This window comes from Microbacterium sp. LS_15 (genome assembly GCF_041954735.1).
Classification (GTDB): domain Bacteria; phylum Actinomycetota; class Actinomycetes; order Actinomycetales; family Microbacteriaceae; genus Microbacterium.
Window position 1 is genome coordinate 76,104 of record NZ_JAVAYD010000004.1, and the last position, 17,346, is coordinate 93,449.

Consider the following 17,346-nt stretch of genomic DNA (forward strand, 5'->3'; position numbering starts at 1 on the left):
AGCCGTCGGATCGATACCGTCGGCTGCGAGACGCGCGGCCTGGTCGCGAGAGCTACTCCCCCGATGCGCCTTCCAGCTCGAGGAGCGTGTTGACCGCATCGGTCAGACGCTTGTCGGCCTCGGCGAACTTCGTCAGGTCGCCCGACTTGAGGGCGGCGTCGCGGTCGAGCAGCGCCTGCTGCGCGTCCGCGAGGGCGTCGGCCTGCGCGTCGGTCGGAGTGGTGGGCTCGGTCGGCACCTCACCGGTGTCGGGATCAGGTTGGGTGGGCTCGACCTGATCGTCCCCGCCGGTCGCACCCGAATCGCCTCCGAACAGCGCGTCGAGCGCCGCGGTCAGGGTGTCTTCGAAAGCCACCTTGTCACCGAAGGCGACGAGCACCTTCTGCAGACGCGGCAGCTTCGTCCCCTCGGACGACTGGACATAGACGGGCTGCACATACAGCAGACCGCCACCCACGGGCAGCGTGAGCAGGTTGCCGTAGATCACCTGCGACTCACCCTGCTGCAGCAGGTTGAGCTGCGGCACCACGGAGGTGTCCGAGTTGTACGTGTTCTGCACCTGGCCGGGACCGGGCACCGTCGTGTCGGTGTCGATCTCGAGCATCCGGAGCTGGCCGTAGCCCTCCGACTTCTTGCCGGCCTCCGAGCCGGCATCCGAGTCGACCGCGAGATAACCCATCAGCACGTCACGGTTGCCGCCGCTGCCGGAGGCACTCGGGATGAAAGTCGAGAACATCGAGAACCGCGGGGAGTCCTGACCCGGCATCTGCATGGTCAGGTAGTAGGGCGGTTGGAGCACCGAGTCGCTGCGCGGGTCGTTCGGCGTCTGCCATCGGTTGTCCTGCTGGGCGAAGGAGCCGGCCGTGTTGATGTGGTAGATCCCGAGGATGTCGCGCTGCACCTTGAACAGGTCGGTCGGGTACCGCACGTGGCTCATGAGGTCGCCCGACATCTCGCTGACCGGCTTGAGCGTCGACGGGTAGATCTTCTGCCACGTCTGCAGCACCGGGTCCTGGTCGTCCCACGCGTACAGCGTCACGGATCCGTCGTAGGCGTCGACGGTCGCCTTGACCGAGTTGCGGATGTAGTTGATCTCGTCGATGGCCAGAGACGGCGACGGGAGGTTCGAGTCGGCGATCGCCTCGGAGAGGCTCACGTTCGTCGAGTAGGGGTAGGACGAGCTCGTCGTGTAGCCGTCGATGATCCAGACGATGCGGCCGTCGACGACGCTCGGGTACGGGTCGCTGTCGAGCTCGAGGTACGGAGCGACCTTCTGGACGCGCGTCTTCGGATCGCGGTCGTACAGGATCTGCGAATCGGCGTTGACGAGGTTCGAGAACAGGATCTGCTCGGATTGGAACTTCAGCGCGTACAGCAGCTTCGTGAACGTGTTGCCGATCTTCGGTCCGCCGTCGCCGTCGAACGTGGTCTTCGTCTCGCTCGACCCGTCCTTTCCGCGCGGGTAGTCGATCTCGACGGGATCGGACCCTTCTGGCGCTCCGACGATCGAGTACTCGGGCGAGTTCTCTCCGAAGTAGACGCGCGGCTCGAAGTTCTCCTGGTCCGTCAGGAATCCCGACGAGGGGATGCCGCGCTCGAGGAAGACGGGCTCGCCGTCGCTCGTGCGCTGGTTGCCCGCCGCTGCGACGAGACCGTAGCCGTGCGTGTAGACCGCTGCGCGGTTGTTCCAGTTCGAGACGTCGACGCCGGCCATGTCGAGGTCGCGCACCGACACCACAGTGTCCTGCATCTGCCCGTCGATCTCGTACCGGTCGACGTCCATGTTCTCCTGGAACTGGTAGTAGCCGCGATACTGCTCGAGCTGTCGGACGGTCGGGCTGATGACGGCCGGGTCGACGATGCGGATGGATGCCGTCGTCTCGGCGTCGGCGCGGAGCTGGCCGGCCTCGGCGTCAGTCTCGGCTTCGAACGGCGTGGTCTCGAGGTCGGCGACGCCGTAAGCCTCCTTGGTGCCGTCGATGTTCCGCTGGTAGAACTCCGCCTGGTAGGCGTTCTGGTTCGGACGCACCTGGAACGTCGTGACCGCCCACGGGTAGCCGACGCCCACGACGAGCGAGGCGATGATGAGCAGCGCGGTCGCCGCGAGCGGGAACCGCCAGCGACCGATCACCGCGGTGACGAAGAACAGCACGGCGACGATCGCCGCGATGATCGCGAGGATCGCGAGGCCCGGGATGGTGGCGTTGACGCCGGTGTACGCGGGGCCGACGATGCGGTCGTCGGGGCTCACGAGCGTCTTGAACCGGTCGAGCCAGAGGCTCGCCGCCTGCACGAGGAGGTAGAGACCGGCGATGACGGCGAGCTGGATGCGCGCGGCCTTCGAGATGCGCAGCTCGCCCTGGCCGATGCGCACGGAACCGTACAGGTACGAGACCAGCGCCGTGACGATGAGCGTCAGCAGCAGCACGGCCGACACGAAGGCGAGCAGGATCGAGTAGAACGGCATCGCGAACATGTAGAAGCCGGTGTCGACACCGAACTGCGGGTCGACGGCGTCGGTCGCCACGCCGTTGGCCCACAGCCACACCGTCTTCCACTGGCTCGCGGCCGAGAAGCCGGCGAAGAGGCCGAAGAAGATCGGCATGCCCCACATGGCCAGGCGACGCAGCGGCTCGATGACCTCCTGGTAGCGGTCGAGCTGCGAGCTCAGTCGCACGTACACCGGGCGCAGCCGGTAGGCGAGCTGGATCGCGACGAATAGCGGCACGGCCATGCCGAGGAACCCGACGACGAACATGGTCACCGTCGCGATCCACTGCGTCGTGAGTACGTTCGTGAAGCCCAGCTGGTCGAACCAGAGGTACTCGGTGAAAAGCGACGAGAAGACGAAGAAGACGGCGATCAGCGCGGCGATGATCGCCAACGAGATGCCGAAGATTCTTCGGGAGGTTCGAGGAGTGGCCGGGTTCGGTGCGGAAGTCGAGGTCACTCTTCCATCCTAGGCACGCCTTACTGTGGTGCGGCTGTCGTTCCTGTCACGGGGAGGTCACGACGTCACTTCGCGGCGGCGGGGTCGCACGTCGGCAGCGAATCGACGTCTCCGCCGTTCGCGATCGCCTCGAGCGCCGCGAGCGACTCGTCGAGCGTCGAGGTGCTGAGCACCGTGAGCCCGTCGGGGACGTGCCCCGTCACCTCGTCGCAGTTGGACTCGGGGGCGAGGAAGTACTCGGCGCCTGCATCCCGCGCCCCGTACAGCTTCTGTCGGATGCCGCCGATGGGCCCGACCGTGCCGTCGGCCTCGATCGTGCCGGTACCCGCGACGTTCTGCCCGCCGTTGAGCTCGCCCGGGGTCAGCGTGTCGATGATCCCGAGCGCGAACATCATGCCGGCGCTCGGTCCTCCGACGTTGTCGAGCTGGATCGTGACGTCGATCTCGAAGTCGTAGTCGGTGCGCAGCGTGACGCCGATCAGCCACGTCGTCACATCCCCCTCGACGTGCTTCTCGGGGGTGACCTCGACGTTCTGCTCCTCCCCCGCCCGCAGCACGGTCAGTCCCACGGGGTCGCCTCCGGCATCCTGGATCGCCTCGCGCAGGAGCTTCGCCGAGGTGACGGGCATGCCGTCGACGGCGGTGATGACGTCTTCGGGCTCCAGCAGCCCCGCGGCGGGGGCGTCGTCGAGCACATCGACGACGGCGACGGCCGCGCCGGTGTCGTACCCGAGCTCGTTGAGCGCAGCCGCTGTCGCCTCGTGCTGCGAGTCGACCATCAGGGTCGCGTTGCGCTCGTCGCGTTGCTCGCTCGTCTGTCCCTCGGGGAAGACCGACTCGATCGGGACGACGGCGCGCGACGGGTCGGTCCACGCCAGCGCGAGCTCGAACCAGCTCGGAGTGCGCTCGCGGTTGCCCACCACCTGCACGGTCGTGAGGTCGAGGGTGCCTGCCGTCTCATAGGTCTCCGCGCCCTCGACCTTGATGAGCGGGACCTGCTCGTCGTCGGCGCCCGCCGCCGTGCCGAGGGTGTCGTAGACGGGTCCCGGTCGCTGGATGACATACGGCGTGGGGAGGAAGGTGAGCACCACGAGCGCGATCAACGCCACGATCAGCGCCCATACTCCCAGTCCGAGCTTCACAGACCGGGTTCGATCCACAGGTTCCTCCGTCGTTCGCGGGCGGCGTACAGCGATCTGCCCGTGCCCGGGTCTCGCGGCCGATCCTGTGACTAGCGTAGATGCCACGGCTTCAGACGTGCTGAGAGGCGAACCCGATGGCAGACAACGACCCGACCCCCGAGGACTTCCAGGAGTTCCTCCGACGAATGATGTCCGGCCAGGGAGGCGGAGACATCGACCCCGAGGCGTTGCGCAACGCGTTCTCGGGCATGGACGGGCTTCAGCTCGACCCGGCGATGATGAAGACGATCATGGCGCAGCTCCAGGGCGCGTTCGGCGGAGACGCCTGGGAGAACGCCCTGCGGCAGGCTCTGCACATCGCGAACCGCGACGGCCTCGGCATCTCCGAGGGCTCGCGCACCTCGCTCGCCGATTCGTTCGCGCTCGCCGATCTCTGGCTCGGCGAGGCGACGACCATCTCGGAGCTCGCCGAGTCTCCCCGAGCCATGACCCGCGGCGAGTGGGTCGAGGCGACCCTTCCGGTGTGGAAGGAGATCGCCGACCCCGTGTCGACCAGCATCGCGGACGCGCTCACCTCCGCGCTCGACAGCCAGGTCCCCGACGACATGCGAGACGTGGTGCAGGGCGCGGGGAAGCTCATGCGCGGGCTCGGCGGGTCGGTGTTCGCCGCCCAGTTCGGCCAGGTTCTCGGCAACCTGTCGCTCGAGGTCGTATCGGGCGGCGACGTCGGCATCCCGGTGCTCCCCGCCGGTACCGCCGCCGTGATCCCGCAGAACCTCGCGGGCTTCGGCGAGGGTCTGGAGATCCCCGAAGACCAGATCGCGCTGTACATCGCGACCCGCGAGCTCGCGTACGCGCGTCTCTACCGGCATGCGAAGTGGCTGCACCTGCACGTCATGGCGCAGATCACCGACTTCGCTCGGGGCGTGACGGTCGACGTCGACGCTCTGGAAGATGTCGCCAGCCGGCTCGACCCCTCCGACCCGGAGGAGCTGCGCGCGGCGATCGAGGGCGGCGCACTCCTGCCCACGCAGACCGACGCCCAGCGCGAGGCGCTGGCGCGGCTCGAGAACCTCGTCGCGACGATCGACGGCTGGGTCGACGTGGTCACCGCGCAGGCGACCGCGCGCCTCCCCGACGGCGCGCGCATCGCGGAGGCCGCTCGTCGCCGGCGCGCCGTCGGCGGCCCTGCCGAGGACGCTCTCGGTGCGCTGGTGGGGCTGAAGCTGCGGCCGCGCCGACTGCGGGAGGCCTCGGCGATGTGGCAGGCGGTGACGGATGCCGTCGGCGCCGCGGGACGCGACGCGCTGTGGGACTACCCCGACCTCATGCCGACATCCGAGGACATCGACGACCCGACCGCCTTGGTCGCGCGTCTGCAGGCCACGGCGCGCGGCGAGCAGCCGGTGGCCGACGAGTTCGACGAGGCGCTGGCCCGGCTGCTCGACGGTGACGACTTCGGCGGCGGCGACGAGCCGGGCACCGACGCGGGAGGCTCCTCGTCGGACGCGCGCGATGAGTCCGACGACGGGTCCCCCGAGGGCGACCGCCCGGTCTGACCGAGCCGCCGAGACCCGCGCGGGGCGCCGTCTCGTGCACGAGACGGCGCCCCGCGGAGTTCTCCACGGATCCGGCACAGCGGTGCCGCGGCCTCCGATTCCTCCGCACAATCGAGGGATGCCGCTCAGCACTCAGACGATCACCCGCCTCGACCCCGCCGTCCCGTTGCTCTGGCGAGACGGCGACACGCTGCAGATCGGAATCGAGGGGACGCTGCGCATACCCGCCTCCGCGCCCTGGGTCGAGCAGTTGCTCGCGCGGATGGCCGCCGGTTTCCGCCGCTCCGCCTTCGACGTGACGGCGCACTCCCTCGGCGCGCCGCACGCGGAGGCCAGGGCGCTGTACTCCCGCCTCGAACCGCTGCTGGTCGACGAGGTGGCTGTGCATCGTGCCGCCTGGGTCGAGAGCATCGACGTACGCGACGGCCGGTGCGAGTACCGTCTGCGGGAAGCGCTGCACGACGAAGGGGTGCCGCCCGGCGACCCGCGCTCGTCAGCGGACGTCGCAGTGGTGCTCGTGGAGGGCGCGGCCGCTGCCCTGCATTTCCGGCGTCACCTGCGCGATGACGTGCCGCACCTGCCTGTGGCTCTCGAGCGCGGCAGGACTACCGTGGGACCGCTGGTGGTGCCGGGGATCTCGCCATGCCTCGCGTGCCGCGACGCTCATGAGCGCGACCGCGACCCGGCCTGGCCGCGCCTGCACGCGCAGTTGATCGGCCGGGCATCGGGACCGGTCAGCGCCGTCCGCATCGCTGACGCCGCGATCGCGGTCGCCGCCGTCCTGACCGCCGGAGCGGACGGTGCGGTCCTGGAGCTCAGCGGCGGCGTTCGGCGCGAGCTGCGGTCGGTGAGGTTTCACGCAGAATGCCGGTGCCGCGAGCAGTCGTTCCTATCTCGGCCAGGAAGCGCGACGGCGCCCGTTCCCCTCGGCCGGCGGACCGCGACCATGACACCGCGAGACTACGCGCGGCCCGCGTGACGCCGACGTACGCGAGGCGCCGCTCCTCGTCGATCGCGTCGAAGCCCGACGCGTACGAGATCGGCAGAGCTCCCTCCGCCCAGCCCGCGAGATACACGTGCGGCCACTCGAGCCCCTTCGCTGCGTGCAGCGTCGACAGGGTGACCGTGCGCATGGTCGGCTCATGCTGGTCCTTCGCCCGCGCCATCAGCGCATCGCTGAAGCTGCGGAGCGTTTCGTCCGGCCCGGCTTCCTCGGCGAGGCGCAGGATCGCACGGCGAGCCTCCCATCCATCGCGCTGCGCCCCTCCCGCCGCGGGCGGTTCGTCGCTGAGCCCCAGTTCGCGGAGCACCCGCTGGACTCCGGGCAGGAATCCGTGCTCGCTGGGTGCGACCGCCGCCGCCCGCAGCGCGAGGATCGCCTGACGCACTTCCGGCATGGCGAAGAAGCGGGTGCCGCCGAGCACCGACGTGGCGATCCCCTCCCCGGCGAGCGCCTGCTGGAGAGCAGCCGACTGGGCGTGCGCGCGATAGAGCACCGCGATGTCCGACGGCGACGCGCCCGCCTCGATGCGCGCCGACACCGCAGCGGCGATGCCCTCAGCCTCGTCGCGTTCGCTGTCGTAGGCGGTCACGGTCGGTGCGTCCGCCGAGAACGTCTCGCGCGCCGGCATGAGCTCCAGCGCCCCCGGCCGGCCACGCATGAGCGCGTTCGCCGCCTCGAGGATCGGAGCCTGGGACCGGTAGTTCGTCTCCAGACGCACGACGGTGGCGTCGGGATGCCGTCGCTCGAACTCGAGGAGGAACCGCTGCTCGGCTCCCGCGAACGAATAGATCGTCTGGCTGGCGTCGCCGACCACGCAGATGTCGCGGCGGTCGCCGAGCCAGAGCTCGAGGAGCCGGTTCTGCAGCGGCGACACGTCCTGGAACTCGTCGACCGTGAAGTGGCGGTACTGCTCGTGCACCGACGCGGCGACGCGGGGCTCCGCCTCGAGCATCCCCGCGCACGCGAGCAGCACGTCTTCGAAGTCGAGCTGGTGGCGTTCGTCCTTGAGCGCCTCGTAGCGCTGCTGCAGCTCGACGAGCTGCTGGGCGTCGACGCCACTGGGCGTACGCCCCAGCGAGGCGTGCTTCTCGATCGAGAGCATCGACACCTTGCGCCACTCGATCTCGGAGGCGATGTCGCGCAGCGTCGCCGTGCTGGGTCGAAGGCGCATCGCGTCGGCGGCCTGCCCGAGCATCCGCACCTTGTTGTCGATGATCGAGGGGGCCGGCGACCCGGCGAGGGTCGGCCAGAAGAAGTTGAGCTGTGCCAATGCTGCGGCGTGGAAGGTCCGGGCGGCGACGCCCTCGACGCCGAGCGCGCGCAGACGTCCCCGCAGCTCGCCCGCCGCCTTGGCCGTGAAGGTGACCGCCATCACGCGCGACGGCGAGTAGGCGCCCGTGTCGACCCCGTGCGCGATGCGGTGCGTGATGACCCGCGTCTTGCCCGTTCCCGCGCCGGCGAGCACCGCGACGGGGCCGCGCAGCACGGATGCCGCCTCCCGCTGCCTGTCGTCGAGGGCGTCGAGTGCGCTCACGCGCGCCCCTCGTACCACGCCGTGATCAGGGCGCGGGCGATGGATGCCGGGCCCGGCAGCCCGACAGGTCCCTCGCCGGCGAGGGCGGTGCCGATCTCGTCGCGGGTGAACCAGCGAACGTCGATGATCTCCTCGCCGTCGGGGCGCACCTCGGTCTCGTCGAGCGCGACGGCGCGGAACCCGAGCATGAGCGACCGCGGGAACGGCCACGGCTGCGACGACACGTAGTGCAGCGATGCGAGGCGCACCCCCGCCTCCTCGGCGAGCTCCCGGTGAACGGTCGTCTCCAGCGACTCCCCCGCCTCGGTGAAGCCCGCGAAGCAGGAGTACATGCGCCCACCCCAGTTGGCGTTGGCCCCGAGGAGGAGACGCTCGCCGTCGGTGCTCTCGACGGCGACGATCACCGCGGGATCGGTACGCGGGAAGTGCTCGCGTCCGCACACGAGGCAGTGCCGTGACCAGCCGGCCTGACGGAGCTCCGTGCCCCCGCCGCACCTCGGACAGAACGGCGCATCGCGCAGCCATCCGCCGAGCGCCAGAGCCTCGATGAGGAGCTCGGAGTCCTCGTCGCCCAGTCGTGCCCCGAGATCGCGGAGTCCCAGCCAGGTCTCGTCCGGCGTGGTGTCGACCGTGTCGGATTCGGGAGTGAGCACCGCGAGGAGCACGACGATACCGCCGGCATCGCGGCCCAGCAGCGCCCAGGTGGCCTCGCCGATCTCCGACGGCGCGACGCGCAGGAGCCGCGGTTCGTCGAGATCCGCACCGGCGATGCGCGCACGGCCGTCGCGGACGGCGATGACCCTGGTCGAGTCGTCGGCACGCAGCCGTTCGATCACTCCGGCCTCGACGCGCAGCTCGGCCGCACGGTCGAAGGACGCGCGCATCGTGGTCATCGACTCCCTCTCTCACGGGCGTGGCGGAGGCGGGACCGCCCCGGCGCCCGCCTACCCTGGGGGTATGGGACGCTCTCCTTTCACTCTAGCCGCGGCGGTGACGGCCGCACTGCCCGGAGCGGAGGTGACCGGAGCGCGACCGCTGACCGCCGACGGCGACGGACGTTTCGACTCCGCGGTCGCCTCTCTCGCCGACGGTCGGGAGCTCGCGATCCGCGTGGCCGAGGACGACGAAGCCGGCCGGGAGCTGGCCGCCGAGGCGCTCGCCCTCCGAGCGCTCACCGCAGGCGCCCGCGCGATGCTGCCGTTCGAGGCTCCCGCGTACATCGGCGAGACCCGCCTCGGCGATGCCCGCGCGCTCGTCACGGAACTCCTCCCCGGATTCCAGATCGAGGCCGCTCATGTGCCGGCCGGTCGCGGAGCCGCGGAATCGATGGGCGCGGCGATCGCCGCCGTGCACGCACTGCCGACCTCGGTCGTCCGGGGCGCCGGTCTGCTCGCTCGCACAGCGCAGGAGAGCCGCGACGAGATCGCCAGACTCGTCGACACCGCCGCGGCGACCGGACGCGTGCCAGCGCGCCTCACGGTGCGGTGGCGCGAGGCCGTGGCCGACGACGACCTCTGGCGCTTCGAGTCGACCGTCGTGCTGGGCGGCGTGCAGGCCACCTCTTTCGTCTTCCGCGACGACCCCGAGGCCGGCCCCCAGGTCACCGGTCTGCTCGGCTGGCACTCGCTCTCGGTGGGCGACCCCGCGGTCGACCTCTCCTGGCTCTCGACGGCGCCCGACGCCGCCGCCGACGTGACAGCTGCATACGCCCGCACGATCGACCGCGTCCCCGATCCGGCACTCGACGTCCGAGGCCGCCTGCTCGCCGAGCTTGAGTTCGCGCGTTGGCTCGTGCACGGCGACTCGCTGCACCGGCAGGACATCGTCGACGACGCCGCCGCCCTGCTCGAGGCCCTCGCGGACGGCCTGCGGCACGACGATCTCACCGTGATCTCCGCACGCGGAGAAGGGGTCGACTCGGCGATGGACGCGCTCGGTCGGGTTCCCGCCACCGCCGCCTCCGGGGCGGGAGCCCCGGGCGCGACGGCGATGGAGACCGACGCCTACAACCCCGACGAGCTGTGGCACGACGAGCCGGACGACAGCCAGAGCGCCACCGGCACCGCGGGAGACGCCGCGGACGCCGACAGCACGCACGACCTGTCGGATGCCGCAGCCGAGGCCGCCGCTGAGGCCGCACGGCGCGCGAACGTCGGCGGGCTCGAGACCGAGGATCTCTCTGGGGTGCGGGACCGGTTCAGCGGGTCCCGTGCGGGCGACGGGTCCCGGCCCGCATCCCCCGCGACCGCGCCGGGCGCCGACGAGTTCTCGGAGGCGCACGACTCCCCCGAGGACGAGGCTCAGCGGGCCGCGCGCGCTGCACTCCAGCGCTGGAGGAGCTCGGACTCCGAGTAGACCCTGTCGCCGCGAATGACCAGGTCGTCGGCGACGTAGTAGAGCGCGACGTCGATCTCGTCCAGCGGGACGCCGAACCGGCGGTGGTAGGCCAGCCGGTAGAGGGCGAGCTGCAGCATCCGCTCCTCGCGCTCCTGCGCGGTGCGGGGCGCCTTGCCCGTCTTCCAGTCCACGATCTCGATGCGTCCGCCACGGTCCTCTCGACGGTAGACCGCGTCCAGCTTGCAGATGACGATGTGCCCTGAGCCGTCGTCGCCCGGTGCTCCGCCGAGCGCGAAGTCGATCTCGATCTCGACGGCGATCGGCGCGAGGCCGCCCCACTCGCTGCGTTCGAAGATCTCCTGCAGGGTGTGCAGGTCCGCCGCGTCCGCGGGCGACACATCACCCGGAGAGTCGACCGAGGGGTCGTCCTCATCGAGCTCCCACAGCGCTTCCTCGACGCGCGCGCCGACACCTACCAGCTCGCTGCGCCGCTCGACCCAGGCATGGAACAGCGTGCCGAGCCTCGTCTGCCGGTACGGCCGCTCCGGCATCGGGCGGACGATCGACGAGATCGTGGCGTCGAAGTCGGTGACGTAGTCCTTGAACCGCGATGCGGGCACACGCGTGGGAGGCTGAGCGGCCGTGCCGCGGTGGCGCGCCTCGCGCTCGGCGAGCAGACGCGCCAGCTCGGGAGTCGCGACCGGATCGTCGGCCGCAGCGGCTCGAACGGCAGCTGCCGCCGACTCGACGAGCGGTCGGCGAGCCCCCAGCGGGTCGAGCGGCCAGCTGAGCGTGGCGCCGGGGCCCTCGTAGGGATTGTCGTCGGGATCCACCGGCTCGATCGCGTCGAGGCCGAGCACGTCCAGCGCCTCGACGAGGAACGGGCTCGGCACCCGCGGCGACTTCTGCCCGGCCCAGTGGGCGCCGGTCAGCAGCAGGTCGGTCCGCGCCCTGGTGACGGCGACGTACGCCAGGCGGCGTTCCTCCTGCTGCTGGTAGTCGCGGTACGCGTCCTTGAACCGCTTGAGAGCACCGCCCTGCGGGTTCGCCTTCGACACTCCGCCCGACAGCGACGACTGCGCCAGGGCCTGCCGCTTCTTCGTATCGGTCTCGTCGCCCATCGCCGCCGCCGGGTCCCAGTCGAACCGGGGCAGCGCGTCGCGGTCACCGCGCAGCGCGAAGGGGACGACGCCGAATCCGAACCATCCCGATGTGTCGGACACCCGACCGGGGAGCTCGTCTGTGACCAGCCGCACCACGGCGACGGCATCCCACTCCAGCCCCTTGGAGCCGTGGATGGTCAGCAGCTGCACGACGCCCGGTTCGGGAGGCTCCGGGCGGGGCATCAGCTCGTCCGTGCTCTCCGCCTTGTCGAGCCAGGCGAGCAGCGCTCCGATGGTGCCGCGCTCATCGGCGGCGAGGAAGGCGCGCACCTCGTCGGCGAACGCCCTCAGCTGGGTCGCCGCGACCCGGGCCGGGCCGCGCGTCTCGTTCGCCGCGAGCTCGATGTCGAGCCGCAGTTCCGCTTCGATCAGTCGGATGAGTTCGGGGATCGGCTGAGCAGAGGCACGCCGCAGCCGTTCGAGCATCTCCCCCGCGGCGCGGATGCGCGAGCGCCCCTCGGGGCTGATGCCCGCGATCAGCCGATAGTCGTCGCGCACGGCGCGCACGACGTCGACCGCATCGATGATGGAGACGGCCTCGTCGGCGCCTCGCGAGGACCGCAGACGCACACGCACCTCTTCGGGGAGCGGCATCATCCCCGTATCGCGCTCGGACAGAGTGCGGCCGAGGTCGTAGAGCGCGGCCATGTCTGCGACGCCGACCGCGAACCTCGGTCCGGTGAGCAGGCGGATCAGGGCGGAACCGGCCGTCGGATCGTGCACGACCCGCAACGTCGACACCACGTCGACCACCTCGGGCGTCGAGAGCAGTCCTCCGAGACCGAGGATACGATGCGGCACGCCGCGTGCGGCGAGAGCAGCCGCGAATGTCTGCATGTGCCGCTTCGAGCGGAACAGGATCGCCCCGGTGTGAGGGCGACCCGCTGCCGCCTGGTCGTGCGCTGCTCGTCGCTCGACGAACCACTGGGCGACCTCGGCGGCCTCGTCGTCGACCATGAAGGGGTAGCGCACCTGCACTGCACCCTCCCCTGCCCCGAATCGCGGTTCGAGCGGAGGGACGTCGAGTCCGGGTCGCTGCAGGGGCTCCAGCACGCGGTTCGCGACATCGAGGATCCGGCTGTCGTTGCGCCAGCTGGTCATCAGGCTGTAGGTCGCGGCCGGGGCCTCGCCCGGACCCGTGAACGCTCCGGAGAACGCGTACAGGTTGTCAGCACTCGCGCCGCGCCACCCGTAGATCGACTGGTGAGGGTCACCGACGGCCATCACCGCAGAGTCCCGGAAGAGCTCTGCGAGGAACCGCGTCTGGATGACCGAGGTGTCCTGGTACTCGTCGAGAAGCACGACCCGGTGCTGCTCGCGCAGCTCGGCACGCACGTCGGCCGCCGTCTCGACGATGTCGTACGCCCCGCCGACCTGGTCGGCGAAGTCGAGCACTCCCCGCCGGCTCTTCTCGGAGATGTAGTCGCGCACCAGCTGCGCGAGCGTCCCCAGGCTCAGGAGGTTCGTCGCGGCGGTCTCGACCGCGGCTGTTCCCCGATAGGGACCGAAGGCCTCGGCGTGCTCGCTCGCGATGCGCACCGCGCGATCGAGGTCGACGCGGTGGTCGAGCACGTCGCCGGCCAGCCGCTGCACCGCGTCGATCACGGTTCCCAGGGCGAAGTCGATCTGCTCGAGCTCGGGGATGTCCGAGCGCAGCACGACCTCGCGCGCGAGCATCCAGGCCGCGGCCTGACTCAGCATCGCCACGTCGGCGTCGCGACCGATACGAGCGGCGTGCTCTCTGACGATCCCGTCGGCGAAGGCGTTGTAGGTCGACACCCGGGGGCGGATCATCAGCTCCTCCGCAGCGCGCGGTGTCGCCGGATCCCACCCTGTGCCGTACGCGTCCGCGAGCTCGTCGAGCACCCGCGAGCGGACGACGTCGCGCTGCCGACCGGAGGCGGCGGCATCGACGCGCTGCAGCGCGCCGGTCGCCACGATCTCGGGGAGGAAGGGCAGGAGCCCCCGGCGCCCGTACTCGTCGATGACGGCGAGCCGCGACCCGATGCGCTCGGCGAGCTCGCCGGCTGCCTTGCGGGTGAAGGTCAGACCGAGCACCTCGTCGCGGCGGACGTGCCCGTTGGCGACCAGCCAGACGACCCGTCCGGACATGGTCTCGGTCTTGCCGCTCCCCGCCCCGGCCACCACGAGCGCGGGCACGGGCGGCGCCTCGATGACGCGCTGCTGCGCGGGCGTCGGCGACGGCTGTCCGAGCGCGGCGGCCACATCGGTCGCCGAGATGCCGAGGGTGCCGGGCCACGCCTCGGCGGTCGTGCGCGTGTCGACGAGGCTCATGCGCTCACCGCCGGCACGGTGTGGATGCGACAGGGGTTGATGCGGCGCTGCGTGTCGGCGCAGTGCGCCTCGACCTGAGCGGTGAAGCTGGACGCCGACATGCCGCGCGCGGCCTCCCCCACCCGGCGCAGGAAGGCCGACCGCGCCTCGTCGTCGAGCGTGTGCTGGTGTGCGATGCGGTAGTCGCTCTTGGCGAGGGTCTTCGAGACCACGACCAGCCGAGCCCCGGCGAGCGCGTCGGCCGGTGCATCCGGGATGAGCCCCTGCTGCACCGCGACCTGGTACGCCGCGAGCTGCGCGTGCTCGACGACGCCCGGATCGGACTCCGGATCGGATTTCCCCGTCTTGAGGTCGACCACGACGACCCGCTCCCGAGGCGCATCGTCGGCTTCGGCGACCGCGGCGATGGGCTGCCACTTCTGCCCTCGCGCGTGGGGGTGATCACCGGCTCCGGGCGGATACAGCTCCACGCGGTCGATGTAGCCGTGGATGATCGCCTGATCGCCGTGCTCCTCGCCGACGGGATGCACTGTCGGCATGTCGTCGTCGCTCGCGGGGATGTCGACGGCGAAGCGGAACTCGACCTCGCTCGCGATCTCGCGCCCGCCGTCGCGGCGGACGTCGTGCAGGTAGGTGTGCAGCCGGTCGATGAGGGTGTCGGCGCGGCGGCGCTCCTTGCGTCCGATCCACTCCGTCTCGAAATCCAGCTCGGGCCAGTGCTCCGCGAGCACGGCGCGCATCTGCTCGAGGTCGCCGTCCGGCGACTTCTCCATCGCCTCGTGCACGATCGTGCCGATGCCGGCGGTCGGCGGCATGACGGTGTCTCCGCCCAGCGCCGAGACGGCCCAGTTCAGACCGCACTCCTCGTACGATTCGAGGCGCGACGGCGATACCCGGGCACCCTCCGCCGCCAGGTCGCGGAGTCCGGCGTCGGTCGAGGGCGGAGTGACCCCGTACCAGTCCGAGGGGTCGGCACCGGGAACGCCTTCCCGGGCGAGCACCGCCAGCTGCGATGCGGCCTCGGCCCGCGCTGTCGCGGAGTGCGAGGTGGTGAGGACCCGGCGATGCCGCGCGACGAGCCCGCGCAGCGTGAGGGGATGCTCCGCGGAGGCGTGATGGGCCGGAGGCGGCGGGGGCGGCAGGAACGCGAAGAAGGGGCTCGGGGTCATGTCGTCGTCGTCGACAGCGGTGATGAGCAGCCGACGTCGTGATCGTGAGATCGCCCTGACGAAGAGGCGCAACTCGTCGTGCAGCGCCGCGCGGCGGCGATCGAGCACGCCCGGGGGTTCCTCGGCGCGCCCGGTGCGAGCAGCGAGCAGCGCGTCGGCGAGTCGCCACGTCTGCAGCATTCCGCCGCGGAGGCGCACGTTGGGCCACACGCCGTCCTGCACACCGGCGACGACGACGGCGTCGAACTCGGTCCCGAGCGCCGTGGCCGGCGTGAGCAGCGTCACGCGTCCCGGCCTGTCGGGGCTCGAGAGCGAGTCCTCCGGCACCTCGCTGTCGAGGATGTCGCGGACGAACACCTCCGGTCGCTCGTTCGGCGTGCGCTCGACGAACCGCTTGGCCGCGCCGAACAGCGACACGAGCGCGTCCAACGACCTGGCGGTCTCGGCGCCGCTGGCCTGCATCGACATCTCGCGCCACGCGATCTGCAGAGACCTTCCGTCGACCGCCCTCGCACGGTCCCACACCCGCCAGAGCAGGTCGTGGATCGTCTCTCCTTGCGCTGCTCCCTTCGCGACCTCGGCCACGGTCTGCGCGAATCGCGCCGCCGTGCGGGACTCCGCCGCATCGATGAGCGTGAAGTGGTCGGGCGCGGTGAGCGCCTGTCGCAGCAGCTCCCTGGCCGGTGTGGATCCTCCCTGCTCGAGCTCCACGTGCCGCAGACGTGCGCGCAGTCGGCGGAGGCCGATCGCGTCCATTCCGCCGAAGGGCGTGCGCAACGCCTCCTCCCACTCCTGCGGTGTGCGCTCGTCAGCCGGTGTGAGTGCGAGGCGGACGACGCCGACGATGTCGCGCACCGCCGACTCGCTGCCGAGCGGGCGCTGCACGCCCGCGGCGCGCGTGGGGATCTCGCGTGCGGCGAGCTCGGTCTCGAGCTGCGCGACCTGACGCGTGTCATGCGCGATCACGGCCATGCGGTCCCAGGCCACGTCATCGGCCAGATGCCACTCGCGCATGACGCCCGCGATCCGATCGAGTTCCTCGTGGGGCGAGGGGGCGATGAAGGTCCAGACCGACATCTCCTCTTCCGCGCCGTCGAGCGGCGGTGCGGGCGCACGCCGATGGTCGACGCGACCCGATGCGCCGATCGCCTGCGTGACGGTGCGCGTGAGCGCGGTCAGCGATGGGGTTTGACGGTGCGGGGCGTCGAGCACGTGCACCCCGCCGAGCGTGGCGGCGAGCTGCGCGAACAGCTCGGGCGTCGCGCCGCGGAACGCGCCGGAGGAGATGTCGGGGTCGCCGAACGCGAGCACGGCCACGCCCCGCTCACGGAGCGCCTGCACGAGCGCCACGCCGCCTCGGGTGAGCTCCTGGGCGTCGTCGATGAGCACGACGCGGAGATCGGCGAGCGGCCCGAGCTCTGCGGCACCCGCGCTCTGCAGGATCGTGCGCGCCTCGGTGAGCAGGTCGGCCGCGTCTCGGTGCGCGGCACGGGCGAGGTCGAGTACGGCGCGGTACTCCACGAGGAAGTCGGCCACGGCCGTCCAGACCGGATCCCCGGCGCGACGCAGGTCGTCGGGATGCGCACGCAGCTCGGCGCACTCCGCGAGGAAGGCCCTGAGCTCCGAGCGGAAGCCGCGCGATCCGCGCACGGACGCGCTCAGCGCCTCCGGCCAGTCGATGTGCTCGTCCTCCGCGTCGCCGGCGAGGAGGTCGGCGATCAGTCGGTCCTGGTCCGCTCCCGTGAGCAGCGCGGGCGGCTCTTCGCCCCGGTGCACCATGGCGCCCCGCACGATCTGGAAGGCGAACGACCCGAGCGATCGCGCCAGAGGACCGGGGGTGGCCTGCCCGATCCGCACGCCGATGCGATCGCGCAGCGACGTCGCCGCCTGACGGCTCGGCGTCAGCACCAGCACGTGCTCCGGCCGCAGTCCCTCGGCGCCGAGGAGATGCACGACGCGCTCGATCAGCGCCCGTGTCTTCCCGGTGCCCGGCGCACCGATGACGATGCCGGATGCCGTCGCGTCTGCGCCGATCACGGCGGTCTGCGCGGCATCCTCTGTCATGTCCTCCACGCTACTGCGACGCGCCGACATCGTCGTCCGGCAGCCACGGGACCACGTCACGGGCGCCCTGTGCGCTCAGGGCGAAACCGCCTCGTCCGGCCGATCCCGCCCCGACGCCGCGGGGTAGAGT

8 protein-coding genes are annotated in these 17,346 nt (G+C 71.2%); 2 read left to right on the top strand and 6 right to left on the bottom strand.

The genetic code is table 11. The annotated features are described in order from the left end of the window. Positions 1-52 precede the first annotated feature (52 nt). Both RAC69_RS07495 and RAC69_RS07500 read right to left on the bottom strand, forming a co-directional pair. The gene (locus RAC69_RS07495; protein WP_375086227.1) at positions 53-2,950 is read right to left on the bottom strand and encodes a UPF0182 family protein; all 2,898 of its coding nucleotides are present in this window, start codon (positions 2,948-2,950) and stop codon (positions 53-55) included. Positions 2,951-3,015: 65 nt separating this feature from the next. Continuing rightward, positions 3,016-4,110 (bottom strand): PDZ domain-containing protein, encoded by a 1,095-nt coding sequence (locus RAC69_RS07500; protein WP_375086228.1) that lies wholly within the window; start codon positions 4,108-4,110, stop codon positions 3,016-3,018. Positions 4,111-4,226: 116 nt separating this feature from the next. Between RAC69_RS07500 and RAC69_RS07505 the strand changes: the two genes are divergently transcribed. Next, the gene (locus RAC69_RS07505; RefSeq protein ID WP_375086229.1) at positions 4,227-5,651 is read left to right on the top strand and encodes a zinc-dependent metalloprotease; all 1,425 of its coding nucleotides are present in this window, start codon (positions 4,227-4,229) and stop codon (positions 5,649-5,651) included. Positions 5,652-6,466: 815 nt separating this feature from the next. Here RAC69_RS07505 and RAC69_RS07510 read toward each other — a convergent pair. Both RAC69_RS07510 and nudC read right to left on the bottom strand, forming a co-directional pair. Further along, positions 6,467-8,188 carry an ATP-dependent helicase gene (locus RAC69_RS07510; RefSeq protein WP_375086231.1) on the bottom strand — a complete coding sequence of 574 codons (1,722 nt, stop codon included), beginning with the start codon at positions 8,186-8,188 and terminating at the stop codon, positions 6,467-6,469. Beyond that, positions 8,185-9,081: an NAD(+) diphosphatase gene (gene nudC / locus RAC69_RS07515; RefSeq protein ID WP_375086233.1), complete on the bottom strand. Its 897-nt coding sequence runs from the start codon at positions 9,079-9,081 to the stop codon at positions 8,185-8,187. The genes RAC69_RS07510 and nudC overlap by 4 nt, the downstream gene beginning before the upstream one ends. Positions 9,082-9,145: 64 nt before the next feature. Between nudC and RAC69_RS07520 the strand changes: the two genes are divergently transcribed. Beyond that, positions 9,146-10,543, top strand: a complete 1,398-nt coding sequence (locus tag RAC69_RS07520; RefSeq protein ID WP_375086235.1) for a hypothetical protein — start codon at positions 9,146-9,148, stop codon at positions 10,541-10,543. On the opposite strand, the gene RAC69_RS07525 is transcribed toward RAC69_RS07520, so the two are convergent. Both RAC69_RS07525 and RAC69_RS07530 read right to left on the bottom strand, forming a co-directional pair. Further along, on the bottom strand, positions 10,489-13,983 hold the full coding sequence (locus RAC69_RS07525) for a UvrD-helicase domain-containing protein (protein ID WP_375086237.1): 3,495 nt from the start codon (positions 13,981-13,983) through the stop codon (positions 10,489-10,491). The two genes, RAC69_RS07520 and RAC69_RS07525, sit on opposite strands and share 55 nt — an antisense overlap. After that, on the bottom strand, positions 13,980-17,216 hold the full coding sequence (locus RAC69_RS07530) for an ATP-dependent helicase (protein ID WP_375086238.1): 3,237 nt from the start codon (positions 17,214-17,216) through the stop codon (positions 13,980-13,982). Before RAC69_RS07530 ends, RAC69_RS07525 begins: the two co-directional genes overlap by 4 nt. Positions 17,217-17,346: the final 130 nt, after the last annotated feature.

Bases quoted from the DNA above. Each gene is read 5' to 3' on its own strand.
- RAC69_RS07505 (WP_375086229.1), top strand. From the start codon at position 4,227: ATGGCAGACAACGACCCGACCCCCGAGGACTTCCAGGAGTTCCTCCGA.
- nudC (WP_375086233.1), bottom strand. From the start codon at position 9,081: ATGACCACGATGCGCGCGTCCTTCGACCGTGCGGCCGAGCTGCGCGTC.
- RAC69_RS07520 (WP_375086235.1), top strand. From the start codon at position 9,146: ATGGGACGCTCTCCTTTCACTCTAGCCGCGGCGGTGACGGCCGCACTG.
- RAC69_RS07525 (WP_375086237.1), bottom strand. From the start codon at position 13,983: ATGAGCCTCGTCGACACGCGCACGACCGCCGAGGCGTGGCCCGGCACC.
- RAC69_RS07530 (WP_375086238.1), bottom strand. From the start codon at position 17,216: ATGACAGAGGATGCCGCGCAGACCGCCGTGATCGGCGCAGACGCGACG.